This is a genomic window from Agromyces aureus (assembly GCF_001660485.1).
Classification (GTDB): domain Bacteria; phylum Actinomycetota; class Actinomycetes; order Actinomycetales; family Microbacteriaceae; genus Agromyces; species Agromyces aureus.
On the sequence record NZ_CP013979.1, the window covers coordinates 4,269,634 to 4,295,334 of the forward strand.

Annotated in this window: 29 protein-coding genes and 1 tRNA gene; 11 read left to right on the plus strand and 19 right to left on the minus strand. The window is 71.7% G+C overall.

Translation table 11 applies throughout. The annotated features are described in order from the left end of the window. The first annotated feature begins 116 nt into the window (after positions 1-116). Both ATC03_RS19140 and ATC03_RS19145 read left to right on the plus strand, forming a co-directional pair. Positions 117-956, plus strand: coding sequence for an alpha/beta fold hydrolase (locus ATC03_RS19140; protein ID WP_227820173.1), 840 nt, complete (start codon positions 117-119; stop codon positions 954-956). Further along, on the plus strand, positions 949-1,404 hold the full coding sequence (locus ATC03_RS19145) for a GbsR/MarR family transcriptional regulator (RefSeq protein WP_067880703.1): 456 nt from the start codon (positions 949-951) through the stop codon (positions 1,402-1,404). The genes ATC03_RS19140 and ATC03_RS19145 overlap by 8 nt, the downstream gene beginning before the upstream one ends. 31 nt (positions 1,405-1,435) lie before the next feature. Here the strand turns inward: ATC03_RS19145 and ATC03_RS19150 are convergent, their stop codons facing one another. From ATC03_RS19150 to dcd, 8 genes are all read right to left on the minus strand, one after another. Continuing rightward, positions 1,436-1,996, minus strand: a complete 561-nt coding sequence (locus ATC03_RS19150; RefSeq protein WP_152031023.1) for a hypothetical protein — start codon at positions 1,994-1,996, stop codon at positions 1,436-1,438. A 106-nt stretch (positions 1,997-2,102) separates the two neighbouring features. Next, on the minus strand, positions 2,103-2,915 hold the full coding sequence (locus ATC03_RS19155) for a PfkB family carbohydrate kinase (protein WP_067880708.1): 813 nt from the start codon (positions 2,913-2,915) through the stop codon (positions 2,103-2,105). Between the two features lie 10 nt (positions 2,916-2,925). Further along, the gene (locus ATC03_RS19160) at positions 2,926-4,497 is read right to left on the minus strand and encodes an FAD-dependent oxidoreductase (protein ID WP_067880711.1); all 1,572 of its coding nucleotides are present in this window, start codon (positions 4,495-4,497) and stop codon (positions 2,926-2,928) included. Between the two features lie 145 nt (positions 4,498-4,642). Beyond that, a complete protein-coding gene (locus tag ATC03_RS19165) occupies positions 4,643-5,866 on the minus strand; it encodes a carboxylate-amine ligase (protein ID WP_084003638.1) in 1,224 nt (407 codons plus the stop codon). A gap of 50 nt (positions 5,867-5,916) precedes the next feature. Next, positions 5,917-6,921, minus strand: a complete 1,005-nt coding sequence (locus ATC03_RS19170) for a helix-turn-helix domain-containing protein (RefSeq protein WP_067880714.1) — start codon at positions 6,919-6,921, stop codon at positions 5,917-5,919. A gap of 122 nt (positions 6,922-7,043) precedes the next feature. Further along, entirely contained in the window at positions 7,044-8,027 is a 984-nt protein-coding gene (locus ATC03_RS19175; protein WP_067880718.1) for an alpha/beta hydrolase, read from the minus strand. Positions 8,028-8,179: 152 nt separating this feature from the next. Then, positions 8,180-8,530, minus strand: a complete 351-nt coding sequence (locus tag ATC03_RS19180) for a hypothetical protein (RefSeq protein WP_067880721.1) — start codon at positions 8,528-8,530, stop codon at positions 8,180-8,182. Positions 8,531-8,682: 152 nt separating this feature from the next. Continuing rightward, on the minus strand, positions 8,683-9,288 hold the full coding sequence (dcd, locus tag ATC03_RS19185; RefSeq protein WP_067880724.1) for a dCTP deaminase: 606 nt from the start codon (positions 9,286-9,288) through the stop codon (positions 8,683-8,685). Positions 9,289-9,381: 93 nt separating this feature from the next. On the opposite strand from dcd, the gene ATC03_RS19190 reads away from it, so the two are divergent. The 5 genes from ATC03_RS19190 to ATC03_RS19210 all read left to right on the plus strand — a co-directional run bounded on the left by ATC03_RS19190 (position 9,382) and on the right by ATC03_RS19210 (position 11,561). After that, positions 9,382-9,455, plus strand: a tRNA-Gly gene (locus ATC03_RS19190). 230 nt (positions 9,456-9,685) lie between these two features. Next, positions 9,686-10,195, plus strand: a complete 510-nt coding sequence (locus ATC03_RS19195; RefSeq protein WP_067880727.1) for a hypothetical protein — start codon at positions 9,686-9,688, stop codon at positions 10,193-10,195. Then, on the plus strand, positions 10,192-10,416 hold the full coding sequence (locus ATC03_RS19200; RefSeq protein WP_067880730.1) for a hypothetical protein: 225 nt from the start codon (positions 10,192-10,194) through the stop codon (positions 10,414-10,416). The genes ATC03_RS19195 and ATC03_RS19200 overlap by 4 nt, the downstream gene beginning before the upstream one ends. Before the next feature lie 192 nt (positions 10,417-10,608). Continuing rightward, entirely contained in the window at positions 10,609-10,899 is a 291-nt protein-coding gene (locus ATC03_RS19205) for a hypothetical protein (protein ID WP_152031024.1), read from the plus strand. Between the two features lie 20 nt (positions 10,900-10,919). Further along, the gene (locus ATC03_RS19210) at positions 10,920-11,561 is read left to right on the plus strand and encodes an RNA polymerase sigma factor (protein WP_067880736.1); all 642 of its coding nucleotides are present in this window, start codon (positions 10,920-10,922) and stop codon (positions 11,559-11,561) included. 2 nt (positions 11,562-11,563) lie between these two features. Here ATC03_RS19210 and ATC03_RS19215 read toward each other — a convergent pair whose 3' ends face one another. Further along, complete coding sequence (locus tag ATC03_RS19215; protein WP_067880739.1) at positions 11,564-11,956, minus strand: YybH family protein; 393 nt, start codon at positions 11,954-11,956, stop codon at positions 11,564-11,566. Positions 11,957-12,083: 127 nt separating this feature from the next. Here ATC03_RS19215 and ATC03_RS19220 point away from each other — a divergent pair, with 127 nt between their 5' ends. Next, the gene (locus ATC03_RS19220; protein WP_179947890.1) at positions 12,084-12,788 is read left to right on the plus strand and encodes a potassium channel family protein; all 705 of its coding nucleotides are present in this window, start codon (positions 12,084-12,086) and stop codon (positions 12,786-12,788) included. Positions 12,789-12,842: 54 nt separating this feature from the next. Here ATC03_RS19220 and ATC03_RS19225 read toward each other — a convergent pair whose 3' ends face one another. The 4 genes from ATC03_RS19225 to ATC03_RS19240 all read right to left on the minus strand — a co-directional run bounded on the left by ATC03_RS19225 (position 12,843) and on the right by ATC03_RS19240 (position 16,631). After that, positions 12,843-13,805, minus strand: a complete 963-nt coding sequence (locus tag ATC03_RS19225) for a hypothetical protein (RefSeq protein ID WP_067880745.1) — start codon at positions 13,803-13,805, stop codon at positions 12,843-12,845. After that, positions 13,802-14,377 (minus strand): hypothetical protein, encoded by a 576-nt coding sequence (locus ATC03_RS19230; protein WP_067880748.1) that lies wholly within the window; start codon positions 14,375-14,377, stop codon positions 13,802-13,804. Before ATC03_RS19230 ends, ATC03_RS19225 begins: the two co-directional genes overlap by 4 nt. A gap of 129 nt (positions 14,378-14,506) precedes the next feature. Then, positions 14,507-16,042 carry a catalase gene (locus ATC03_RS19235; RefSeq protein WP_067880751.1) on the minus strand — a complete coding sequence of 512 codons (1,536 nt, stop codon included), beginning with the start codon at positions 16,040-16,042 and terminating at the stop codon, positions 14,507-14,509. 127 nt (positions 16,043-16,169) lie between these two features. Further along, positions 16,170-16,631, minus strand: coding sequence for a Fur family transcriptional regulator (locus ATC03_RS19240; protein ID WP_067880754.1), 462 nt, complete (start codon positions 16,629-16,631; stop codon positions 16,170-16,172). 119 nt (positions 16,632-16,750) lie between these two features. Between ATC03_RS19240 and ATC03_RS19245 the strand changes: the two genes are divergently transcribed. The 3 genes from ATC03_RS19245 to ATC03_RS19255 all read left to right on the plus strand — a co-directional run bounded on the left by ATC03_RS19245 (position 16,751) and on the right by ATC03_RS19255 (position 18,869). Further along, positions 16,751-17,224, plus strand: coding sequence for a hypothetical protein (locus ATC03_RS19245; RefSeq protein ID WP_067880757.1), 474 nt, complete (start codon positions 16,751-16,753; stop codon positions 17,222-17,224). Between the two features lie 192 nt (positions 17,225-17,416). After that, complete coding sequence (locus tag ATC03_RS19250) at positions 17,417-18,163, plus strand: M23 family metallopeptidase (RefSeq protein ID WP_067880760.1); 747 nt, start codon at positions 17,417-17,419, stop codon at positions 18,161-18,163. A 4-nt stretch (positions 18,164-18,167) separates the two neighbouring features. Next, positions 18,168-18,869: a DsbA family protein gene (locus tag ATC03_RS19255; RefSeq protein WP_067880763.1), complete on the plus strand. Its 702-nt coding sequence runs from the start codon at positions 18,168-18,170 to the stop codon at positions 18,867-18,869. Between the two features lie 112 nt (positions 18,870-18,981). Here ATC03_RS19255 and ATC03_RS19260 read toward each other — a convergent pair whose 3' ends face one another. The 6 genes from ATC03_RS19260 to ATC03_RS19285 form a co-directional block, all read right to left on the minus strand. Beyond that, positions 18,982-20,139, minus strand: coding sequence for an alcohol dehydrogenase catalytic domain-containing protein (locus ATC03_RS19260; protein WP_067880766.1), 1,158 nt, complete (start codon positions 20,137-20,139; stop codon positions 18,982-18,984). A 5-nt stretch (positions 20,140-20,144) separates the two neighbouring features. Next, the gene (locus tag ATC03_RS19265; protein WP_084003640.1) at positions 20,145-20,900 is read right to left on the minus strand and encodes a phosphonatase-like hydrolase; all 756 of its coding nucleotides are present in this window, start codon (positions 20,898-20,900) and stop codon (positions 20,145-20,147) included. Next, the gene (locus ATC03_RS19270) at positions 20,897-22,057 is read right to left on the minus strand and encodes a TIGR03364 family FAD-dependent oxidoreductase (protein ID WP_067880769.1); all 1,161 of its coding nucleotides are present in this window, start codon (positions 22,055-22,057) and stop codon (positions 20,897-20,899) included. The genes ATC03_RS19265 and ATC03_RS19270 overlap by 4 nt, the downstream gene beginning before the upstream one ends. Next, complete coding sequence (locus tag ATC03_RS19275; protein ID WP_067880772.1) at positions 22,054-23,859, minus strand: PhnE/PtxC family ABC transporter permease; 1,806 nt, start codon at positions 23,857-23,859, stop codon at positions 22,054-22,056. Before ATC03_RS19275 ends, ATC03_RS19270 begins: the two co-directional genes overlap by 4 nt. Next, on the minus strand, positions 23,856-24,683 hold the full coding sequence (phnC, locus tag ATC03_RS19280) for a phosphonate ABC transporter ATP-binding protein (protein ID WP_067880775.1): 828 nt from the start codon (positions 24,681-24,683) through the stop codon (positions 23,856-23,858). The genes ATC03_RS19275 and phnC overlap by 4 nt, the downstream gene beginning before the upstream one ends. 71 nt (positions 24,684-24,754) lie before the next feature. Continuing rightward, entirely contained in the window at positions 24,755-25,681 is a 927-nt protein-coding gene (locus ATC03_RS19285; RefSeq protein ID WP_067880778.1) for a phosphate/phosphite/phosphonate ABC transporter substrate-binding protein, read from the minus strand. Positions 25,682-25,701: the final 20 nt, after the last annotated feature.

Below are 25,701 nucleotides of genomic sequence, written 5' to 3' on the forward strand. Positions count from 1 at the left end.
TAGGCGCGCCAGCGCCATATCGAGACCAGCACCACGCTGCGCATTCGCGGAGCCGCTGGTCTCGAGGCGCTTCGCTCCTCGACCGGCATGCTGATTCGCTGTATATTCAGAGAATAGTGAAACTCGATCAGCAGCAGACGCGGCACGGCGCCGACCTCCGGTTCGCCGACCGCGGCGGCAACTCCGACCTGGCCGTCGTGTTCACGCACGGCGCGGGCTACGACCACTCGATGTTCGACGTGCAGGCGCGTGCCCTCGAGCTCGCCGGGTATCGCGTGATCGTCTGGGACCTTCGCGGCCACGGCAAGTCGGCCCTGCACGCCGGGGCGAGGTTCACGGCGACGGATGCGCTCGACGACCTGGCCTGGCTCATCGAGCACACCGGGCCCGGTCGGCCGACGCTGATCGGGCACTCCCTCGGCGGCAACCTCTCGCAGGCGTTCGTGCGAGCACACCCGCAGCGGGTGAGCGGGCTCATCGTGCTCGACTCGACCTGGAACGCCGGCCCCCTGACCCGCGTCGAACGCCTCGGCCTGCGGGCGGCGGCGCCGATGCTGGGGCTCATCCCGGCATCGAGCCTCCCGAGGCTGATGGCTCGGGCCTCGGCCGCGAGCGCTGAGGCGATCAGCGAAGCCGAGGCGGTGTTCGCGCGCATGCCGAAACGCGTGTTCCTCGACGTGTGGCGCGAGACCGCATCACTCGTCGCGCCCGATCCGGCGTACCGAACCCCGGTGCCGCTCACGCTGATCAGGGGCGCCCTCGACCGCACCGGCAACATCTCCACGGCGATGCCGCGCTGGGCCGAGGCCGAGGGCATCGCCGAGCACGTCGTGCCGCAGGCCGGGCACCTGGTCACCCTCGACGCCCCCGACGCGACCACGCAGACGCTGCTGCACCTGCTCGGCCAGTGGCATCCGCCCCTCCCACCGTTCGAAGGAGCGCGCGACGATGGATGACGAGCAACGCCGGTTCATCGACGTGATGGGTGAGACACTCGCGTCGTGGAGCCTGCCGAGGGCGACGGGTCGCGTGTACGGCTACCTGCTGCTGCACGGCACGCCGTCGACCTCCGAGCAACTCCGGGCAGACCTCGAACTCAGCGCGGGCGCCGTCAGCACCTCGACGCGCGAACTCGTCTCGTGGGGCCTGGCCCGCACCATCGCCCAGCCGGGCAGCCGTCGGCTGCTGGTCGAGGCCGCCGGCGGCTTCGAGCAGCTGCTCGCGGCGAGTCACGCGCGATCCCGCGTGTTCATCAGGGCGCTGCACGGCGCGCGGGCGCTGACCGACGACGAGCACGCGGCCGAGCGGCTGCACGACGTCACCGACCTGTTCGAGGCCTACATCGATGCGGGCGAGCGGATGCTCCGGCAGCGCGCGTCGAGCCCGGTGACGCCGCCCGCCTGACCGCCCGACACCACGCCGGCTCAGCCTCGGGTCAGCCGAGCAGGTGGATGTCGATCGCCTCCAGGTAGCCGATGATGCCGCCCGTGAAGAGGAACGTGAAGTTCAGGTGCGCCCCGGCGGCACCGGTCCACACGGCCGTGAGGGTCGGGTGGTCGGAGGTCGTCGCCGAGAAGGCCGTCTGGACGCCCCACGGCCCCTGCAGGCGGAGCGTCGTCTCGTGGCCGCTGAACCGCACCGCCACGAGATAGGTGCCGTCGGAGGGCGCGACCACGGCGCCGTAACCGATCGACGCCGAGTTCGGCGCGAAGTCCGACGACATGAAGACGAGGTCGTACTCGGTGTCCCACCGGCCGGGCTTGAACATGTCGATGCGGCCGCCGTCGACCCACGGATGCCTGGCCGACATCGAGATCACGGGGGCGTCGAGCCCCTCGATGAGCTGGTCGTGCCGGTGCCGAACGGCCTCGCTCAGGCGGGCGGACGAGATCCGGCCGGCACGGCTCGCTCGACCGATCTTCGCCTCCTGCAGCGCCTCGAGGGTCCACTGCTCGACGGCCGGTTCGAGCTCGGTCCGGTTCGCGTGCTCGCTCATGATGCCTCCCTGCTCGGTGGCCCGCGCCATCCCCGGCGGAGCCGCTGCGAGCGTAGGTCCGTGCTGCGCGCGCGGCATCGGGGCGGGCCCTGAGGGGCGAGCAGGCTTACGCGCCGAAACCCCAGGGCTGGGCGCCCGCCCAGGTCGTCGCGCGGGCGCCGGCCTCGACGGCGGCCGCGAGGGCATCCGCCCGGGCCGCGCCCGCGGCGAGCGCCGCCACGAGCGCCCCGGCGAACGCGTCGCCCGCACCGGTCGTGTCGACGACGTCGACCGGGCCGGGCGCGGCATCCGCATCTCCCCATCGCGCACCCGCCGCGCCGAGCGTGACGCACGCGTCGGAGGGCGACCCCAGCGCCGCCCACTCGTGCTCGTTGACGATGACGACGTCGGCCAGTTCGAGCAGGGCGGATGCCGCGGGCGAGACGGGCGACGCATTCAGCACCGTGAGCGCTCCGAGCGCCCGGCCACGGCGCAGCACGGCCTCGGCGACGGCCGGCTCGAGTTCGAGTTGGCTGACCACGATGGCGGTGTCATCGGGGATCGCGCGCGCCGCGGCATCCGGAGCCAGCCCCGCGTTCGCACCCGCGATGACGATGATGCTGTTCTCGCCGGAGCCGGCGACCGTGATGAAGGCCTGGCCGGTGGGCTGCCCGCCATCGACGGCGACGGCCGACACGTCGACGCCGTGCTCGGCGAGCCGCTCGACGTAACGGCGGCCGAGGTCGTCGTCGCCGACCCGCCCGATGAGCAGCACGTCGGCACCCGCCGCCGCCGCGCCGGCCGCGAGGTTCGCGCCCTTACCGCCGGGCAGCAGCTCGACGCCGAGGCCGAGCACGGTCTCGCCCGGCGCCGGATGCGTCTCGACGCGCACCACCGAATCGACGTTGATCGACCCCACCACCACGACGCGCGCACCCATGCTGGGGAGCCTACCGGCGCGGTACCGGGCTCTCGGCGGCCCCGACAGGAGCCTCTCGATGCGCGGGTTCCGGCCTCGGGGCCTCGCGCCGCCCCAGGTCGCGGGTCGCCGGCCCCTCGAGTCGCCGCCCGTCGGCCGTGAAGCGCGAGGCGTGGGCGGGGCAGTCCCAGGTCTGCTCGGCATCGTTCCAGGCGAGCACGGCCCCGAGGTGCGGGCAGATGCCCGAGACCCGACAGGTCACGCCGTCGACCGTCGAGACGGCGGTCGGCACGGGCGCGAGGCCGACACGTCCGACCACGCCGGCGCCCTCGGCGGGAGCCTGCTCGGGCAGCCGCCGCGCGAGCGCACGGCCCCAGCCGACCGCGTACTCCTTCGCGACCGCCGCGTTCATGCCGAGGCCGACACCGAGCGCCACCGGCGTCGTGAACCGATGCCGGAGCGTGCGCGCCCAGTCGGGCAGCTCGCCGAGCAGGTCGGCCGCGAGCGTGAGCCCGCACTGCACGGCGTTCGTCATGCCCCACTTGTCGTACCCCGTCGCGATGAACACGCGTCCGCGCCCGCGCGGCAGCCAGCCGACGAAGGGCACGCCGTGCGGCGTCTCGTAGTCCTGCGCGCTCCAGCGGTGCGTGAGCGCGGCATCCGGCCACACCGATCGCGTCCACTCGTCGAGGGCCGCGACCCGCGATGCGGGCGACGGATGCCGCCCCACCTCGTGCCCGTACCCGCCCACGAGCAGCAGCTCACCGGATTCCGCGTACAGGTCGGGGTCGGGTGCCGTGCGGATCGAACGGCTCGGCTCGTCGACGCTCAGGTACATGGCCTGCGGCAGCGCGGCATCCGTTCGGTAGGCGGCGGCATACGAACGGTTCGCGCGCAGCTTCGCGAAGGACAGTCCCCGATCGAGGATCGGGGTGCCGGTCGCGAGCACGAGCCGATCGCAGGAGAACTCGCCCGCCGTGCTGTGAACGCGCACCGGCGATCCGACGCTCGCGCCGGTCATGCGCACACCGGTGCGGAGCACGCCGCCGAGCCCGCGGAACTCTGCGGCGAGCGCCGCCAGCACCTCCATCGGGTCGAACTGGGCCTGGTTCGCGAGGCGCACCGCACCGTGCACCGGGAACGGCAGGCCGGCCGGCACATCGGTCATCACCCGCAGCCCCGCCTCGCGCGCGACCTCGGCTTCGCGCTCGACGGTCTCGCGACCCTCCGGCGTCGTGCCGAAGCTCACGGCGTCGCGGCGCTGCACCGGCACCCCGCGCTCGGCCAGGTAGGCGAGCAGCCACGACTGCCCGGCGAGGTTCGCATCGACATACGCCTGGAGCACCTCCGCCGACGTGCGCCGGCGAACCCGTTGCAGGTGCGCGCCCTGCAGCACGCTGAGCTTCGCGGTGGTGTTGCCCGTGGCGACGGCACCGATCTCGCGCGCCTCGAGCACGCAGACCCGCCGGCCGGCCCGCGCGAGCAGCACCGCCGTGACGAGTCCGGTGAGACCGGCGCCGACGACGATCTCGTCGAAACGGCGTGGCGACGGCGGCCCGTCGGTCTCGACGGGAATCGGGCGCGAGAGCCAGAGTGAGGTCATGACCGGCACGCTACGTCGGCGGTCGGGCGCGGACAATGGGGTGGCGCGGATGCCGCGGCTCGCGTATGGGCGCAGGCCCTCGGCGACGACCTCTTCGCGACCGATCCCGACGGTCGACGACGACGACGACCCTCGGGCCTCGAACTCAGGCGACGGATGCCGCGGCGCACCGCGCGAGCCCGGTGCGACCCCCCTCGGCGAACGCCGCCCGCTGGCGCTCGGCGCCGGACCCGCGTGCGAGCAGCGCCGCGACGGCCTCTGGACATCCGTCGTCGGCGTCGTGCATGGCCAGGGCGGAGGCCACGACCTCGGCGAGCGGCGCCATCCGCCCCTGCACGGGGTCTGGCACCGTCGCGGCGAACCCGTCGCGCCCGGCCGCCCACACGGCGGCGTCGAGCACCTCGCCGCTGAATCGGTCGACCCGCTCAGCTGCGGCCGCCGCGGCATCCGTCGCGCCACCGGCATCCGTCACCCCACCGGCATCCGTGACATCCGCCGCCCTCGTGCCGTTCAGGATACCGTCGGCGATGCGCCGGCAGAGCAGGGCGATCGCGACGCTGTCGGCGGCGTCGAGCTGCGCGTCGGCGACTCGCAGTTCGACCGTCGGCAGGTGGTGCGAGGCGCGCAGCAGCCAGGCGATCAGCGGGCGATCCCGCGTGGCGCCGATGCCCACGAGGTCGTCGATGCGGCGATCGTAGTCGTCGGCATCGGCGAAGGGCGCCGGAATGCCGGCCGTGGTCCACCGCCGCAGCACGATCGTGCGCCAACTCGCGAAGCCCGTGTCGGCCGTGCGCCAGTAGGGGGAGTTCGCGGCGAGCGCGGCGAGCATCGGGATCCACGGGCGCAGCCCATTGACCACGCGCACCCGGTCATCGCGGTCGTCGACGCCGAGGTGCACGTGCAGGCCGCAGACCTGGTGGTCGTCGATCATCGCGCCGATGTCCCGCTGGATGTGCGCGTACCTGGCCTCGGGCGTCACAGCCGGCGCTCGGCCCGCGTCGAACGGGGTTCCGGTCGAGGCGGCGTGAACGCCGAGCGCGACCGCGATGCCGTCGAGGGCCGCGCGGAACGCCTCGAGCTGCTGCCGGGCATCGTCTCCGTCGGTGCAGATGCGGGTCGCGATCTCGACCTGCGAGGCGAGGAACTCCGACGTCGCCCCGGCGAACCCGGCCGCCCGCAGCGCGGCGAGCGCCTGCGGAGCGAGCGGCACCGGATGCAACGAGACCGGGTCGAGGAGCACGAACTCCTCCTCGATGCCGAACGTGGTGACGTGGCGCGTCGGCGGCGGAGTGGTGGTCGGCTCGGGCGTCGGCGCAGGTGCGGCCGCGGGCTCGTGCGCGAATCGCGGTGCGGGCTCGGTCGTCGTCATGGCTCATGCCTACCCGGCCGAGCGGATCGGCGCGAGGGCTTGACCTCGCATCAGCCGAGTCCCGGTCGCTGCAACGCGGCCAATGCGCGGGCGAGCGCGAAGCGGGTCCGTCCGGTCGGCGTGCGCGGGTCGTACCCGAGCGTCTCGGTGAGGGCGTCGAGCCTGGCCTGCACGCTCGAGTGGTGCATTCCGAGGGCGGATGCCGCCTGCCGCACGCTTCCGGCGTCGGCGAACGCGTCGAGCACGGCGAGCGCCCGCGGGTCGAGCGCGGCCAGCGTCGAGGCATCCGGGTGCTGCTCGTCGTGCCGGTCGGCAGCCTCGGCCACGAGCAGGAGCGCGCCGAGCCCGGCCGCGTCGACCACGTGTTGCGACGACGTGCCGAGCCGCAGCGCGATGAGCGCCGACGCGAACGACTCCGGTAGGCGATCGGCCGCCCCGCCGAGGCCGATGCCGGCGCGCACGCCGGGCGGAACGGCCACGGGTCCGTCGACGAGCACCACGCGCACGAGTCCGCGGGCCGTCGCGACCACGGCCGTCGGACCGTCGACGGGCGGCGGACCATCGGGGAGCGACACCACGACGCGCACGTCGGGCGCGCAGTCCAGTCTCAGCTTCGTTGCGGCGACGGCGCGCTCGGATGCCGCTGCGCCCGCCGTGACCACCACCTCGACCGCGGCATCCGCCGTGTTCGACCTGCGGGCCGACGTGATCGCGACGGCGAGCGCGAGCCGTTCGAGCACCATCGCGTCGTTCGCGTGCGCCTGGCCGGTGCGTTCGAGCCAGACCAGCGAGCCGTCGCTCGTCTCGCGCGAGGGCCAGTCGGATGCCGCGGCATCCGTCGCTCCGAGTGGCTCGCCGTCGGGCGCGACGCGCGTGACCCGGCTCGACGACCCCGCGGCGTACCCCGCGACCGCACCCGAGAGCACGGCCGCCCCGCGGAGCAGGGAGTCAGGGCCGACCCCGCCCGCGACGAGCGCATCGAAGTACGAGACGACCTTGAGCGTCTCGCTCGCCTCGGGGTCGAGCGCGGTCAGACGACCGACGAGTTCTTGCATGGGCGGACTCCATCGCGCGTGTGCGCCCCACCCTAATCGAGCGAGGGGCGGATGTCTCCGCGGTCGCGGACGGGTGGGCAGGCGTGCGTACCCGCCCGCGACCGCGGAAGCTCGGGCCCGGGTCAGACCCCGAGGATCCGGGCGACCCACTGCGTGCGAGCCTCGACCATGGCCTTCGCGAGGGCCGTGTGGGGCGCCATCATGTCGAATCCGTGGAATCCGCCCGGCCACACGTGCAGCTCCGCGTGGCCGCCGTCGGCCCAGATCTGCGAGGCGTAGGCCACGTCCTCGTCGCGGAACACCTCGGCGCTGCCGCAGTCGATGAACGCCGGCGGAAGGTTCGACAGGTCGGTCGCTCGCGACGGCGCGGCGTAAATCGACACGTCGTCGGTACCGCGGCGATCGCCGAGCAGCGCGCTCCAGCCGGTGATGTTGCTCGTGCGGTCCCAGACGCCGACGCCGTCGATCTGCGCGGTCGACACGCTCTCGTCGCGATCGTCGATCATCGGGTAGATGAGCACCTGACCGGCGAGCGCGGGACCGCTGCGGTCGCGTGCAAGCAGTGCCGTGCCGGCCGCGAGCCCGCCGCCGGCACTGGCGCCGGCGATGATGAGGCGGCCGGGGTCGATGCCGAGCTCCTCGGCGTGCTCGGCCGTCCAGACGAGCCCGGCGTAGCAGTCCTCGACCGGGAACGGGTCGGGGAACTCGGGGGCGAGGCGGTACTCGACCGTGACGCAGACCGCGTCGAAGCGCAGCACCCAGTCGATCATGGCGGCGATGCCCACGAAACGGTCGCCGATGATCATGCCGCCGCCGTGCGTGTGGAAGATGCCCGGGCCAGTGCCGGTGCGGCCATCGCGCTCGATCACCGTGACGATGATCTCGTCGCCGTTGTATCCCGGGATCGTCACGTCGCGACGGGTCACGCCCGCGAACAGCTCATCGGATGCCTCCAACAGCGCACCGCCGCGCATGAGCGGGATCATCTCGGGCGTGATCGCCGAGGGCATCTGCGCGCCCAGGATGCCGAGTACGGCCTCCAACTCGGGATCGAACGGGGGCCGACGGGTCTGCTTCTGCGGCGTCTCGGGCGTCGTGATGGTCATCGGGCAACTCCTCGATCATGCGTCACCTCGTCGTGACGTCTGCTCCGATCATCCGCGCGGGCACGCGGCATCCGGAACCGACGATCGTAGCCGGATTCGCTGCGTCGACCCGCCAGACGGCGGTCGCCGTCGGCGTTTCCACGGACTCCGGTTCAGGAGAAGAACGCGTTGGCCCGCTTCGACCAGAGCAGGATCAGGCCGATGAGCGGGAACAGTGCCGAGAAGAGCCCGCTCCAGAACGCGCCGAGCGTCATGAGCCAGATCGCGGTGGCGATGTTGATGACGAAGATGATCGTGACGATGATGCGAGCCGCGCTCGATCCGCGGAACAGGCCGAGGCTCACGATGACCGTCACGATGCCCAGGATGATCGCCCACACGCCGGCACCGAAGTTGCCGCCGCCGGGCAGGATCTGGAAGAACCCGGAGATCACCTGCAGCGCCCCCGAGATCCACGCGAGCACGGCGACGAGCGTCACGCCGCCAGGTCGTTCACCAGCCATGTCGGTACCCCCTTGTTCCGGTCGCGCACGGATGCGCCGACTCGAACCACACGGTACTCCCGCGCAGAGCGCTAGGCCGGGTTCGGCGCGCCAGGCGGCAGGCCGCGGCCGCACGCCGAGCTCCGCAACGGCAGGCGCCCGGGCGACGGGTCTCAGGCGCCGAGCGACCCTGCGTCGGTCGCGCCGACATCCGTTCGGTGGAAGTTGTGGAACGAGCGCGATGCCGTGGGGCCGCGCTGGCCCTGGTAGCGGGAGCTGTACTCGGCCGACCCGTAGGGCCGCTCGCTCGGCGACGACAGGCGGAAGAAGCACATCTGGCCGATCTTCATGCCCGGCCAGAGCTTGATCGGCAGCGTCGCGACGTTGCTGAGCTCGAGCGTGACGTGCCCCGTGAAACCGGGGTCGATGAAGCCCGCCGTCGAGTGCGTGAGCAGGCCGAGGCGCCCCAGCGAGCTCTTGCCCTCGAGCCGCGCGGCGACGTCGTCGGGCAGGGTCACGGCCTCGTAGGTCGACGCGAGCACGAATTCTCCCGGGTGCAGGATGAACGCCTCGTCGGGCCGCACCTCGATGAGATGCGTCAACTCGGGCTGGTCTTCGGCCGGATCGATGAACGGGTACTTGTGGTTGTCGAACAACCTGAAGTACCGGTCGAGCCGCACGTCGACGCTGCTCGGCTGCAGCATGGCGGGATCTGACGGTTCGAGACGCACGCGCCCCAGCTCGAGTTCGGCACGGATGTCGCGATCGGAGAGCAGCACGCGTTCAGCCTAGGGGCCGATCCGCCGGTCGAGTAGCGAAGCGTCTCGAGACCATTGATACGATGGGACACGTTGCATCTCCGGATGCCGCACGCCGATGTAGTTCAATGGCAGAACTTCTGCTTCCCAAGCAGATAGCGCGGGTTCGATTCCCGTCATCGGCTCCATCTCAGCATCGCCGCCCCGCTGCCAACCGCCAGGGAGGTCGGTTCGGCCCCTGCCCGTCGCGGCGGGCCGACCCTCGCGCACTCGCCGTGTTCAGGTCTATCCTGACGCCAACCGCTGACGAACGCTCCGCTCTGCTCATGGCGGTCATCGGGGGCCCGTCGGCGTCATCCAGATGAGGTGGCTGCGCCACAGCAAGCTCCGCTCCACGCTGGGCGAAAGGAGGCAATGCATGTCTGAAGCCATTCCCGCGGATCTCGCACAGCCGAATTCCGTCGACACGGACGACACTGATCTGAGCGGTGAGCCGACCCGCTCGCGCTTCAGCCGCGCACTCGGCCGGCTGCCCTATCTGCTCAGCAGCGCGCCGGTCATCGTGTTCGGGATCCTGCTGTTCTTCTACCTCGTCGTCTACGCCGGCATCGCCTCGCTCTTGGGAGACCCCGGCGCGGTCAGCACGAACACCCAGCTGATCCTCGGCAACTACACCAACGTCACCTCCTCGGTCGGAGCCGGCATCGCCGCAGGGGGCAGCCTGACGATGCTGAAGCGCCAGCGTCGAAACCACCGAATCTCCCAAGCCGCCCTCGACGCGGCCAACGAAGCCCGAAGCTTCGCCCTCGAAACCCACCGCCTCCTCCACCACTTGCATCCGGAACAAGCCGCCGCACTGGGGCAGAGCCCTGGTCGGCTCGCCGAGCTTTCCACGCCATCGCCACAAGAACCGAAGGAACAGCCATGACGCTCGAAACCACGCTCAACGAGATCGTCGAACTCTCTCGCGCCGAGCTGCACATCGTCCGCAAGCGGGCCGAGGAGAAGACGCCGGCTCGCGAGCACGGCAACGACTTCCACGAGATGCAACGCTCCGCCGATCGCCTCGACCACCTCGCTCATGTGCTTCGCAAGCTTCATGACGAAGAATTCGGCAGCGGATGGCGCCACGCAAGCGCACAGGACTGACCGCTTCCGGCGCCTCCCCGAACTTCAGCACCACTCGCGGCGCACGCGCGCACGCGCGAGCGGACGGCCCGCCGTGGGGGCAGCGCTCCCCATTGCCCGACCGAATGCCGCGGTTCCATGATGAGTGCACGTGCCACCACCGTGGCGAAGACGACGACCGATCGCCGGGTGGCGGTCGACTCGAGGAGTGAAATGCGCAAGAGCACCACGAAATCCACTCGGATCGCCCTGTCGATCGCCGCAACCGGCGTGGCCATGATGGCGAGCCTCATCGCCGCCCCCGCGGCGAACGCCGCGACCGGCGCGACCTGGTCGACCAGCTACGTCGGCAAGGCGGCCTGCGACCAGGCCCAGGCGCGTGCCATCGCGACCAAGCGCGCACAGGGCTACCAGATCTCGAGACTGAAGGTCTGCGTGCCGACCGGACCCTCATACTGGAGCGGCAGCTTCTACTACTCCAAGGGCGGGCCGATCCCGGTCTAGCGTTTCGTATCGTTGAACGGATGCCGCACTCCACCGAACCCGACGACGACGGCCGTCGCGCCTCGCTCGTCGCGATGATCGAAGGCGACCCCGAGCGCCTGCGTCGGCGCAGCATCTCACTCGGCGTGGCTCGAGACGACGCCGAAGACGTCGCGCAGACCGCGCTGCTTCGGGCGTGGCGCTCCATCGAACACCTGCAGGCGCCCGAACCCGGACAGATGTGCGCGTGGCTCGACACGATCGCGCGCAACGCGGCGATCGATCTCGCGCGTCAGAAGGCGCGGCGCCCCGCGGTTCGGCTCGACGACGGGCTGGGCTCCGCCGACGGCGGCGGTTCGGATGCCGCGGGCACGCGCGGTGCGGCCGCCGGCGTGATCGTGGCCGCCCCGGCGAACGTGTCGGGCGAGGTCGAGACGCGCCTGCTCCTCGACGGCGTGCTGCAGGCCATCAACGAGCTGCCGGAATCGCTGCGCCGCCCGCTGCTCCTCAGCGTCGCCGACGAGCTTCCGGCCGCCGAGATCGCCGAGCGGCTCGGCATCACGACCGCGGCGGTCAGGCAGCGCATCACGCGGGCTCGCCGGGCGCTCGCGGGCTGCCGGCAATCGGGCATGTCCGACGCCTGCGCCGTGCCCGCGACATCCGGCTCGCCCGCGGCATCCTGAGCTCAGGCGGTGCCGAACGGGTTGTCGACGGCGTAGCGCCAGCCGTGCACCTCGTCGAACACGGCGACGTCGGCCGTGGTTCCGGCGAGCGCGATCTCGGAGCCGTCGGGGCCCGTGCCGCTGATGGTCCAGTCCGCGATCGCGAGGCCGGTGTCACCGGCCTGGAACACGTGGCGGACGGTCATGCTGATCGGCAGGTTCAGGCCGAGGAACTGCTCGAGCGCGCCGCGAACGGCCGCTTCGCCCTGCACCGGGTGTCCGGGTGCGGGCACGAACACGACATCGTCGACATTGAGCGACATCAGGCCGTCGAGGTCGCGGGCGTTGAAGCGGTCGGCGAATGCGAGGTTGAGCTGGTCGAGCGAGGCGACGGGCGTCGCGGTGGTGCTGGTCACGGGTGCGGTCCTTTCGGTGCAGGCCGACTCGGCGCCGACCTCACCATGGAAGACGCGGCACTCCGCCGGGTGTGACAGATGAGCCGAGTCCGCCACGCGACGCAGCGGCGGTCGTACGATGCGTTCCATGACACGGCAGCAGCGCTGGCAGCAGTTCATGGACTGGCCGTTGACGGCCGCCGCCTTGATCTTTCTCATCGCGTACTCGTGGGAGGTGATCGGCGACCTCGACGGGCCGAGGGCGGTGGTCGCGGAGTCGATCATCTGGGCGACCTGGGCGGTGTTCGTCCTCGACTACATCGTCAACCTCGCCCTCGCCACACGCCGATGGCACTGGTTCACCCGGCACATCTTCGATCTGCTCGTTGTCGTGCTGCCGATGCTCCGACCCCTGCGCATGCTGCGCCTGGTGACGATCCTCGCCGTGCTGCAGCGCTCGACGGGCGGCGCATTCCGTGGCCGCGTCGTGGTCTACGCGGCCGGCGCATCGCTGCTGCTCGTCTACGTCGCCGCCTTGGCCGCGCTCGACGCCGAGCGCGATCACGGCTCGATCCAGACCCTCGGGCAGGGCCTCTGGTGGGCATTCGTGACGATCACGACCGTCGGCTACGGCGACGTGTACCCGGTCACGCCGACCGGACAACTCGTGGCCGTCGGGGTGATGGTCGCGGGCATCGCGTTGATCGGCGTCGTCACGGCAACCCTCGCGTCGTGGATCGTCGAGAAGGTCAGCGTGCAGCAGGAGGTCGAGGAGGCGATCACCCGCGCCCACGTCGAGACGCTGACGGAGGAGATCCGCAAGCTCCGCGAGCTCGTGTCGTCGAGGCTCTGAGCCCGGGCGTTCAGCGACGGGCGCTCGGTGCTCGTCTCGACCGATCGCGCGGGGTCAGCCCTGCGTCGCGAGCACCGGCCGAGCGGATGCCGCTGCCCACGCCCGCCTGATCATCGCCGCCGAGACGACGGCTGCGGCGATCATGCCGAGACCGACCACGACGCTCGCCGCGGCCGGCGCCGAGTCCCAGAGCACCGCGCCGGCGATCGACGCGATCAGGCCGACGACGACGAACCCAGCCAGCGGAACCCACACGCGCACCGCCGCCGCAGAGGCGGCCGCTGCAACCAGGAGCGCCCCGCCGACGAGCGCGAGGAACGCGCCGACCGGCATCGCCGGCGCGAGCGGCACCCAGACGAACGCGAGGATCGCGAGCACGAGCGTGCGGGTGCCGTTGCCGCTGCGCCCCGCGAAGCCCGCGGTCGCCACGGCGATCACGGCGAGCAGCTGCGCGAGCACGAGGCCGACGATCGTGACGCTCGAGATCCACGTGCCGACGGATGCCGCGAGCAGGCCTCCGACGATGAACGCGAGCCAGGCGATCGCGAACGCCGTGAGCGCCAGCAGCAGCGGCCCGCGCGCGAGCACGCTCGCGTACTCGGCGGGCCCGAAGCGCGCGGCGTACGGCGGAGCCACGGCGGGTGTCGTGTCGCGCACGTCGACCTCGACCTCGGCCTCGTGCCGCGCGAAGTCGCCGCCCTCGAGCTGGGTGACGAGCACGTTCTCGAGCACGGTGAGGGCGTTGCCCTCGTCTCGCGCCGACATCCGCTCGTCGAACCAGGCGCCGTCGGCCGGGCCGTCGAGCCGCACGGCCGGGTACTGGCCGTAGACGCCGACGCTGCCGCGGTACGCCTCGAACGTGAGCACGCGAACGCCCGCCGCGGTGGTCTGGTCGATGACCCGCAGCTGCTTGTCGTCGCGCACCGCGAAGGCGTAGGTGCGCGGGGTCTCGCCGGAGCGATCGCGCAGCTCCCCGGCGATGCGCAGCGCGAGGGGGCGGACGTTCGGCTTGGTCATCGGGTCTCCTGCCACGGGCCGTAGCGCTCGTCGAGGGCGGCGCTCGAGAGGTGGATCTCATTGTCGGCCCAGGGCAGGCCGGCTTCGTCGGCAGCATCCTCGATCGGGATGCTGCCGGTGGTCAGCTCGACCTCGTCGGGCTTCGGCGCGGCGGCGATATCGAGGGTGATGCCCGTGGGCTCCGACGGCGAGGCGAGGTAGGCGGCCTCGAGCGCAGCATCGATCGACTCGGCCGACGCCTCGACGCCCGTGTCGTCGAGGTAGAGGCGCAGCCAGAATCCGCGCCCGGCGGGGCCGCTCGAGAACGAGAGGTACGTGTCGGCGATGTTCGGGCCGGCCGCGAGCACGGCCGCGGGCACGGCCTTCTCGAAGGCGCCCTGGTCGGCGGCGCAGGCGGTGAGCCCGAGCGTGCCGGTCGCGACGACGACCACGGCGACGAGCGAGCGGATGCCGCGGGCGGCCGAGCTGCGGTCGGCGCAGTTGCGGGCGGCACCGTTCCGGTCGGCGCGGATGCCGCGGGCGGCCGAGCTGCGGCCGGCGGCGTTGCGGCGGGGTGGGGCTCCGGTCGGCACGTGCCCTCCAACGTCGATGGCGGCCGACGTTCGGCCCGCAATCGACCACCCTACTGAGCGGGGCGCCGACCGCAGGGCGCGGATGCGCGACATCCGCACCCTGCAGTGGTGGCGCCGAGCCCGGCCGACCTAGCTCGGGGTGCCGACCGGCTCGACCGCGGCCTCGGCCGCCTCGTCGAACCCGGCCGTCAGCGCAGCCCGCAGTGCGGCACCGAGTTCGGCGTCGACCGCGGCCCAGTAGGCGATGGCGCGCTCGCGGATGTCGGGGCGCGTCACGCCGCCGACGGCGCCCGTGATGGTCGTGAGGAACCGTTCGCGCGCCGCGTCGTCGAAGACCTCGCGGTAGAGCGTGCCGGCCTGGCCGAAGTCGCTGTCCTCGGCGTGCAGGGTCGCGGCGGCGCGCACGAGCTCGCCGTCGGACTCCCACGAGCCCTCGCCCGCGCGGGTCGGGTCGGCGACCGGACCGCCGAAGCTGTTCGGCGCGTAGACCGGGGCCGTGGGCGCGTTGAAGCCGTGACGCTGGGCGCCGTCCTGCGAGTAGTTGTGCACCGGCGCGGCGTGCGGGGCGTTCACCGGGATCTGGTTGTAGTTCGTGCCGACGCGGTAGCGCTGCGCGTCGGGGTAGCTGAACACGCGCGCCATGAGCATCTTGTCGGGGCTGATGTCGGTGCCGGGCACCTGGTTCGCGGGCGAGAACGCGGCCTGCTCGATCTCGGCGAAGTGGTTCTGCGGGTTGCGGTTCAGGGTGAAGTGGCCGACCGGGATCAGCGGGTAGTCGCTGTGCGGCCACACCTTCGTGAGGTCGAACGGGTTGAAGCGGTACCCGGCGGCGTCGGCGTAGGGCATGACCTGCACCTTGACGTCCCACGTCGGGAACTCGCCGCGCTCGATCGCCTCGTAGAGGTCGCGGCGGTAGAAGTCGGCGTCGGCACCGGCGATGGCCTCGGCCTCGATGCCGTCGATGTTCTCGACGCCCTGACGCGCCTTGAAGTGGTACTTCACCCAGAAGCGCTCGCCCTCGGCGTTGATCCACTGGTAGGTGTGCGAGCCGTAGCCGTTGACGTGGCGCCACGACTTCGGCAGGCCGCGGTCGCCCATGAGGTAGGTGACCTGGTGGGCCGACTCGGGCGAGAGGGTCCAGAAGTCCCACTGCATGTCGGCGTCGCGGAGGCCCGAGCCCGGCAGGCGCTTCTGCGAGTGGATGAAGTCGGGGAACTTGATCGCGTCGCGGATGAAGAACACCGGGGTGTTGTTGCCGACGATGTCGAGGTTGCCCTCGGTCGTGTAGAACTTCAGGGCGAAGCCGCGCACGTCGCGCCACGTGTCGGGCGAACCCATCTCGCCGGCGACCGATGAGAAGCGCAGCAGCATCTCGCTCGTCGCACCCGGCTGGAACACGGCCGCGCGCGTGTAGGCCGAGACGTCCTCGGTCACGACGAGCTCGCCGAACGCGCCGCCGCCCTTGGCGTGCACGATGCGCTCCGGGATGCGCTCGCGGTTGAACTGGGCGAGCTTCTCGACGAGGTAGCGGTCGTGCAGCGCGGTGGCGCCGTCGGCTCCCGCGGTGAGCGAGTGCGCGTCGCTCGCGACCGGGGTACCGGTCTGCGTGGTCGTGGCGCCGGTCGTCGGCGTGGTCGGGTAGGACTCGTGCAGGTTCTCGTGCATGGTTCTCCTTCTGTAGGGTGCGGATGCCGCGGCGTCCGTCTCGTCGACGGAGGTCGCGTGCAGCCGTTTCGGGCGCGACGAATCACCCACCCCTGGCTGGGGCGGTGCGATGGCGCGATGCGGTGCGTTACTCGGCGGGCGTCGGATGCGGGATGGCCACCGCTGCGGCAGCGGCCGCCGCCTGACAGCCGGGGCACAGGCCCCAGAACGTCACCTCGGCGGTCTGCACGCTGAAGCCGGAGGCCGACGAGGGCGCGAGGCACGGCGCATGGCCGACCACGCAGTCGACGTCGGCGACCGCTCCGCAGACGGAGCAGACGACGTGGTGATGGTTGTCGTCGATGCGGCGCTCGTAGAGCGCGGCGGACCCGGCCGGCTCGATGCGACGGATCAGCCCCGCCCCCGTGAGGTCGGCGAGGATGTTGTGCACCGACTGGATCGACGTGCTGGGCAAGTCGCCGGAGACGGCCCGGTAGACCTGCTCGGCATCCGAGTGCGGCATGGAGGCGAGCGCGTCGAGCACGGCGACCCGGCCTGCGGTCGCCTTCAACCCGGCATTGCGCAATGCCGTGTCGAGCGTCGTCTCCATGTCTTCGACCCTAGTCACTTGTTTTGAATAACTCAAAACTAGTTCGGGAGAACTCCCAGCCTCGCGGCCGGGCCGTTTGCTACGTTGAGCGGGCCCCCGCCCACCGACGAGGACCCGCCATGATCACTGCCGCCGCACCAGCGCTCGCGCACCTGCGCCGAGCCCTGCTGATCGCGGCGCTCGTGGTGGGCACGATCGTCGGCCTGCTGCTCTCGCACGCCGACGACCTGCGCCACGATCTGGTGACCGGCGCGACGACGGGCGCGAGTGCGCTCCATCACGCATCGGATGCCACGGCCGGGCCCAGTGCGACGGCCACCACCACGTCGACCGCGACCGCTTCGACCACGACCGCGGTGGCCGGTCCGACCGCCGGCGACCGGCTCGTCGAAGCACCGGTCGAGGATCCCCTCGCCCTCTGCCTCACGGTCGCCGCGTGCTTCGCCGCGCTGCTCCTCGCCCTGTTCGGGCTGCGACGCCTGCCGTCGATCTGGCGGTACGTCGAACGCTCGATCGTCGTACCGCCGGCATCCGCTCCCTTCGACCTGCCGACGCCGGTCGAGCGTCGCAAGCTCAGCGTCTTCCTGATCTAGGACCGGACCCCGGCGTCGCCGCGCGTCCGCGCGCCGCCACGCCAACGGATCCGTTCCAGATCGGCGCGCCCCCGCGCCCAGAATCCGAGACGCAGGCGAATGTCCGCACCTTCCGAGAACCCGCACGTCCTCCGACCACCTCGAACCCGCCGCGAGCCGCGATCGAGTGCATCACCACCACGACGAGCACGGATGCCGCGCGCAGCCCGCCCGAGCGTCGGCGCCACCTCCCGCCTGATCGTCGCTGCGCTGCTCGGCATCACCGCATTCCCGCTCGCGATCGCCGTTCCGGCCGTCACCGCAGCGCCCTCCTCGGCGATCGCCGGGGACCCGCAGCGCCTGAGCGTCGCCGACGAGGTGTCGGTCGCCGTGCCGAGCCGCGACGGATTCGCCGTGACGACCGGCGAGGAGCTCCGGGCAGCGGAGTCGGCTCGCGTCGCGGCAGAACGGGCGATCCTCGCCGCCGCGAACATGCGCACCGCGTCCACGTTCGTCAACGATCCGACCTCCGACGTCCAGTGGCCATTCCCGGTCGGTGTGCCGATCACCGACCGGTTCGGACCGCGCGCTGCTCCGTGCAGCGGCTGCTCCACGATGCACAAAGGCCTCGACCTGACGCCCGGCACGGGCACGCCGATCACGGCGGTCGCCGCCGGCACCGTCATCGAGGCGACCTCGTCCGACGCCGGGCTCGGCGTCTCGGCCCGCATCGAGCACGTCATCGACGGCCGCCGCTACGTGAGCGTCTACGCCCACATGCAGTTCGGCTCGCTCCAGGTCTCGGAGGGCGAACGGGTCGAGGTCGGGCAGCCGATCGGCGCCGTCGGCGACTCCGGCCAGAGCACCGGACCGCACCTCCACCTCGAGATCTGGCAGGACGCCTCCACCCCGATCGACCCGTACGAATGGCTGACCGCGATGGTCGGCAGGAAGAGCTGAGACCATGGCCGAACCCACCACCACCAACCCGGCCGGGCCCGGTCGCTCGCGCCGCCTGCTCTGGATCAACCTGGCCGCCATCGGCGGGCTCATCCTGATCACCGTGGTCGCGCTGCTCGCGATGACGGGTGCGAACACCAGCGCGGCCCCCGCCTCGCAGGACCCGGCGACCGCCGAGGTCGTGCGCCCCGACAGTCACGTGCTGGGCGAGCCCGGCCGCGGCAATGCGGTGCTCGTGGAGTTCCTCGACTTCGAGTGCGAGGCGTGCGGTGCCGCCTACCCGTTCGTCGAGTCGCTGCGCGAACGCTACGACGGCGAGGTGACCTTCGTGACCCGATACTTCCCGATCGAGGCGCACCAGAACGCCATGAACGCCGCGATCGCCGCGGAGGCCGCCGCCCGTCAGAGCGCGTTCGTCGAGATGTACCGCATGCTGTTCGAGACGCAGGCCCAGTGGGGCGAGCAGTCGGAGTCGAAGGCGCCGCTCTTCCGCCAGTTCGCCCAGGGGCTCGGACTCGACCTCGCCCAGTACGACCGCGACGTCGCCGACCCGACCACCGAGGAGCGCGTGCGCGCCGATCAGGCCGAGGGCACGGCGCTCGGCGTGCAGGGCACGCCGACCTTCTTCCTCAACGGCGAGCGCCTCGAGCTCGTCTCGGCCGACGACCTCACCGACGCGATCGACGCGGCCCTCGCCGAGGGCTGACCCCGCCCGTTGGTCGAGGAGGCGCGCCAGCGCCCTCTCGAGACCAGCACCCCGCTCGACGGCTGGTCTCGAGACGCTCCGCTCCTCGACCGGCGGATCGTCTTGCTCCGACTCAGCGCGCCGGACCCGTCGGCGGCGCCACGCCCACCCGCACATGAACTCCCGAAGCCGCATCCTCGAGCGCGCGATCCAGCTCGTCGAGCGGGTAGGTCGCGCCGACGAGCCGCGCGAGCGGCACCGTGCGGTGCGCGCGCTCGAGGAACTCCACGGCCCGCACCAATTGCGACGGCGAGTAGTTGTGCACGCCCTTGAGGGTCACGAGTCGTCGCACGATCGATTCGGCGTCGAGCGCGACGGCGGGTCCTGGCGAGACGCTGCCGACGAGCACGACGACTCCACCGATGCCGATCCGCTTGATCACCGTCTCGACGGCGGCACCCGCACCGGATGCCTCGATCGCGACGAGGATCTCGACGAGCCCTCGCTGCGCGCGGACGGCCAGCACCTCGTCGAGGTGCTCGGCAGCACCCTTCTTCGCCCTGGGGTCGGAGGCGATCGCACCGAGGCGTCGAGCCAGGGCCCGGCGACTCGCATCGGGGTCGGAGAGGATCACCTCCGCTCCGGCTTCGACGGCCATCGCCGCGGCGGTGAGCCCGACCATGCCGCCGCCGGTGATGAGCAGCAGCGCTCCGTCGAGCTCGACGGTCGCCGAGGCCGCTTCGAGGGCGGCGACGGCGGTCGCGGTGGCGCACGAGGCGGCCGCGGCGACCTCGGCGGGGAGCGCGTCGTCGACGACCACGATCGACGAGCCCGCGCGAACGTGCACGTGCGTCGCGAAGCCGCCCGTGAGCTCCCAGCCGCGCGAGATGCGCTCGTGGCCGTATTTCGCGAGCGAGCGGCACTTCTGCTGCAGGCCGCGCTCGCACCGGTCGCACGAACCGCAGCTCACGGCGACCGACCAGACGACGCGGTCGCCGAGTTCGAGCGCACTGCCGTCGGCGCGCGTCGCGCCGTCGCCCAGCGCCACCACGCGACCGACCTGCTCGTGGCCGAGCACGAGCGGCGAGGGGGCCGAGCGGTCGCCGCGCACCGTGTGCACGTCGGAGCCGCAGACGGTGGCGTACTCCACCTGCACGAGCGCATCGCCGGGCGCCAGCCGAATACCGGGCGTCGCCACCGATTCATGCGGCGAGCCGGGCTCGTTCCACACCATCGCGACGGGCGAGGGCGACACGTTCACGTCGAGCCCAGCCGGAAGCGTGAGCGTCATGCCCGTCACTCGCCGCGCAGGCCGAGCAGCGCGGGCAGGTCGCGCACGCTCTCGATCACGACGTCGGCACCCGCGTCGAGCAGTGCGGCTCGATCGTGCGCGCCGGTGAGCACGCCGACCACGAGGCCCGCGCCGGCACGGGTGCCGGTCTGGATGTCGCTCCGGGTGTCGCCCACGACGACCATCGAGGCGACGCTCGTCGCGCCCGTGCGCAGCAGGGCCGTGAGCGGCAGGTCGGGGAAGGGGCGGCCTCGGCCGGCGTCGACCGGCGAGAGCGCCAGATCGGCGAGGTCGTGCCAGCCGAGCGCGTCGAGCAGCGCATCGCGCGTGGTCGGGGCGAAGCCGGTCGTGAAGGTGACGGATGCCCCGGCGGCCCGCAGCTCGCCGATCACGTCGGCGGCACCCTCGACCTCGGCCACGCCGTCGCGCACGACGATCTCGGCGTAGGCGTCCTCGAACGCCGCGTTGGCGCGCTGGGCGGCGGCCTCGTCGCCGTCGGCGAGCACGCGGAAGACCTCGATCTTCGACTGCCCCATGGTGTCGCGAACATACTGCAGCGAACGCTCGAACGCGTCACCGGTCGCGATGCCGCTGCGCTCGGCGGCGAGGGCGAACGCCTGCTCGACGGCGCCGTCATCGATGACGGTCGTGCCGGCCATGTCGAGCACGACGAGCTCGACGGCTCCCAGGGCGCGGCGCTCGGGAACTTCTGAGACCTCACGGGTCGCGTCGTCGCGTGCGGAGATCGTTTCGGTGGTCATGCGGTGCCTTTCGGAGCGGTGATGGTGGCGCGTTCGCCGGTGATTCCGGCCACGACGTGCTCGGCGAGCCCGAGGCCGGTGGTCATGCCGATGCCCGTGGTCGCCGCGATGACGCTGACGCCGGGCTCGGGTCGTTCGATGAGGAAGTCGGAGGGGCCGCTCGCGTACACGCCCTGCCAACGCTCGAGCACCCGCACCTCGCTGAGGCCGAAGAGTTCGCGCGTGACGTCGAGGAGCGCCTCGAAGGCCGCCTCGGGCTGGAACGGCGCGATCGACGTGCCCCGGTAGTGCGTGTCGCCGACGATGAGCGACCCGTCGGGCAGTTGCGTGTACATCTGGTTGAGATCGAGCGCGGCGAGCATCGGCTCCTCGGCGTGGAGGCGCCGCTTCAGGGCGCCCGCAGCCCCGGTCGCGGCGAAGCCTCCGTAGCGCACGAGCGACCAGCCGGTGAGCAGCGGCGACGCGAGCGGCGCGGTCAGGTTGGCCGCGACGCGCAGCATGTCGAGCCCGCATCGCTCGATGCCGTGCCGTTCGGCGAGGTCGGGGTAGAGCAGGTCGAGGTCGTGGTTGGCCGCCACGACGATCTCGTCGGCGTCGATCGGGCCGCGGCTCGTCTCGACGCGGCCGGAACGCACGGCGCCGACGGCCGTGCGGTGGCGGAACTCGACGCCCATGCGGGCCAGGTGCGCGGTGATCGCGCCGAGCGCCTGCCTCGGGTTCGCCTGCAGGTCGCGGGGCAGGAAGGCCCCGCCCACGGCGACGCCGGGCGCGATCGGCAGGCGCGCATCCGTCTCGGCGGCCGTGAGCAGCTCGACCTCGGCGCCGCGCGCGTCGGCGAACTCCGCGAGAACGGCGAACTCGTCGTCGCGACGGGCGGCGATCAGCGTTCCCGCCTCGCGCACCCAGACCCCGGCGTCGACGGCCAGCTTCAACCAGATCTCGCGCGAGGTCGAACCGAACTCGCGGGCGAGGCCGTGCTGCGGCGTGAAGCAGAGATGGCCGAAGTTGCGGATCGAGGCGCCGGTCGGCTCGCTGCCGCGCTCGATCACCACGACCCGCAGCCCGCGCGCGACCGCGGCGAGCGCGGCTCCGAGTCCGATGACTCCCGAGCCCACGACGGCGACGTCGAACTGCTCGACGCCTGCACCCCGGCTCAACGGAACACCCGCCGCATCCAGACGGCGAGTCCCTCGACGATGAGCACCGTGGCGAGGATCATCAGCACGATCGCGGTGACGACCGCGTAATTCGAACCCTGGCCGGCGTTCAGCAGGTAGTAGCCGACGCCGCCGCCGCCCACGATGCCGAGGATGGTCGCCGCACGGATGTTCGTGTCGAGCAGGTAGAAGCTGTGCCCGATCAGCGCGCGCTTGCCCTGCGGCAGCGTGGCTGACGCGTAGACCTGGCCGCGCGTGACGCCGGTCGCCTTGAGCGCGCGTTCGGGGCCGGCTTTCACCTCTTCGAACGAGTCGGCGATGAGCTTGCCGAGCAGTCCGATGCCGCCGAAGGCGAGTGCGATGGTGCCGGCCTGGCTTCCGAGGCCGGTGATGACGATGAGCACGATGGCGAGGATCACCTCCGGCACGCCGCGGATGATCACGAGCAGCAGTCGCATCGACCCGCGAACGGTGCCGTTCGGCGCGACGTTGCGTGCGGCCAGCGAGCCGATGACGACTGAGAAGGCGAACGAGAGCAGCGTCGCGGCGAGCGCGATGCCGATCGTGGTGCCCATGGCCCCGAACATCGTCGCGGCGTCGTAGTTGCCGAAGTTCGGCGGCCAGAACTGCACGGCGATCGCGGGCACCTTCGCCCAGAACGTCAGCAGGTCGCTCCACTGGATCTCGCAGATGACGACGCTGCCGACGACGACGAGTACCGCGATCCACCCCCAGGCGGTGTTGCGCACGCGGGCACCGGTCCACGGTCGGCGGAGTGCTGCTTCGAGGTCGGATGCCGCGGCACGGCCGGAACCGGAGGCCGCCCCCGCGGCATCCGCACGCCCGACGCTCGCCGCGGCATCCGCACGCCCGCTCGCAGTGCCTGCCGAACGGCGGTCGCGGGCGTTCGCGACGCCGCGCACGACCCGGTCGCCGAGCCCGCGCCCCGTGGGTGCGACGCCGAGCATGGCCTTGCGCACGACGCTCGAGACGATCTCCATGACCACGCAGAGCGCGAACATGACGAGCGCGATGCCGAGGCCGAGCGAGTAGTTCAGCGACTTGAAGGCGTAGCTCATCTCGAGGCCGAGACCGGCGACGCCGACGTAGCCGAGCACGACCGAGCCGCGCAGGTTGATGTCGTTGCGGTGCAGCACGGTCGCGACCCACGAGGGCAGCACCTGGGGCAGGATGCCGCTCGTGAACTCCTGCAGCCTCGACCCGCCGGCAGCACGGATGGCGCGGCGCGGGCCCTCGTCGATCTGCTCGATCGCATCGGCGAAGAGCTTGGAGATCATGCCGATGGAGTGGATGCCGATCGCGAGGATGCCGGGCAGCGTGCCGATCGAGAACATGAGCACGAAGACCATCGCGAGCACGACGTCGGGGATCGCCCGGGTGAGCACGGTGACGAATCGCCCGAAGGCCTGCCAGCCTGCGCCGGGCGTGGTGTTCGACGCGGCGAGGTAGGCGACCGGCACCGAGACGACGGCGGCGAAGAGCGTGCCGCAGAGCACGAGTCCGACGGTGAGACCGGTGAGGTGCAGCAGCTCGCCGAACTCGGGGAACTCGATGGTGCCGACGCGGGCGAAGAAGCGCTCGGCGTGGCCCCAGCTCTCGATCATGCCCGTGATCGAGATGCCCGACTCCATGAGCGCGAAGACGGCGACGGCGACGAGCGCGACGAGCGTGGTTCCGGCGGCGATGCGCTCGGCCGAAACGGGACGCTTGGGTGCGCGGGCCGCGACCGACGACTCGGGCGCGGAGGTCGGCGACGGTCGCGCCGGGGTGATGGTGGTCATGAGTGCGCCGCCGAGCCCAGCTGCACCGCAGCGGCGAGCTCGGTGTCGATGGCCTGCAGTTCGCCGGTCGAGGTTGCGACGCGGCCGTAGACCTCCATGACCTGGGTCTTCGAGAGCCCGGATGCCGGGGTGTCGAGCACGACCTCGCCGTGGCGGAGGCCGACGATGCGGTCGCCCCACGAGAGTGCGAGGTCGACCTGGTGCAGGCTGCAGACGACGGTGAGGCCCGCGTCCATCGCGATCTCGCGGATGAGCGCCATGACCTGGTCGCTCGACTCGGGGTCGAGCGAGGCCACCGGCTCGTCGGCGAGCAGGATCTCGGGGTTCTGCATGAGTGCGCGGGCGATGGCGACGCGCTGCTGCTGCCCACCGGAGAGGGTGTCGGCGCGCTGGTAGGCGCGGTCGAGGAGGCCGACCCGGTCGAGGTGGCCGAGCGCCACGAGCTTGAGGCGACGCGGGTACGCCCACAGCCCGAGTCGTGGGCCGCGGAGCTCGGCGAGCGCCCCCGTGAGCACGTTCTCGAGCACCGTCAGCGACGGCACGAGCTCGAACTGCTGGAAGACGAAGCCGACGCGGCTGCGCAGGGCGCGGAGGCGCCGACCCGTGAGGGACGGCACCTCCTCGCCGAGCACGCGGACCCGGCCCGAGGTGGGAGCCTCGAGTCCGACGACCTGCCGCAACAGGGTCGACTTGCCCGAGCCCGAGAGTCCGAGCAGCACGACGATCTCGCCGGGTTCCACCCGGAGGGCGACGTCGCGCAGTGCGACGGTGCGTCCGTACTCCTTGGTGAGTCCTTCGATGTCGATGACGGGTGTCTGGCTCATGTCATGCTCCGGTCAGGTCAGGTCAGGTCAGGTCGGGTCGTGGCGACGTCGGGCGGGTCGGTGTCAGGGGATCAGCCCTGGCACTGCTCCGCTTCGGTCTTCTCGCAGATGTCGCGGATGGTGTCGTAGTACGCGTCGTCGACCGGCGAGGTCGCGAAGAACACGCTGCGGAACCCGTCGGAGTCGGCCGACTCGATGCCCGAGGCGATGATGTCGTCGATCGTGACCTGGCCGAGGATCTCGGTCAGCTGCGCCTTGAGCTCGTCGGGAAGCGTGTCCGAGACGACGATCGGGGCGCCGGGGACCATCGTCTCGGCGACGACGGTGACCTTGTCGCTCTTCTCGACCTCGCTGTCCTCGGCGAAGCCGGCGTCGCACTCGACGCCCTCGCCGACCTTGGTCACCGAGACGTCGTGCTTGCCGGCGAAGACCGGCGTGACGTCGGTCTCGGGGTCGATGCCCTCTTCGAGGAGGTTGTACGACGGGAAGAGGTAGCCCGAGGTCGACGACGGGTCGACGAAGCAGACCTTCTTGCCCTCGAAGCCGGCGAGGTCGGTGATGTCGCTGCCCTTGGGCACGATCGCCTGCGAGTAGTACCCGGGCTCCTGGCCCTCGGCCGTGATGATCGACGAGACGGGCGTGATCGCCGCACCGTTGTTCTTCGCGGTGACGTAGGTGAACCCCGAGAACGAGGCGACGTCGATCTTGCCGGCGACCGCGGCCTCGATGAGCGCGGCGTAGTCGGTCGACTCGTGGTACTCGACGGTCTTGCCGGTCTCCTGGGCGATGTAGTCCATGAGCGGCTGGTAGTTGGTCTCGGTGTCGACCGAGTCGGGAACGACGCCGAACACGAGCGTGTTCTCGTCGACGGCGAACGAGCCGGTGTCTCCTGACGTGCTGGTGCCGGCTTCAGCGGTGCTGGAGCACGCGGCGAGGGTGACGGCGAGCGCTCCCACGCCGACGAGGGCGAGGAGGGAGCGGGTGAAGCGCGTGGACATGGTGGCCTTTCAGGCAGTGG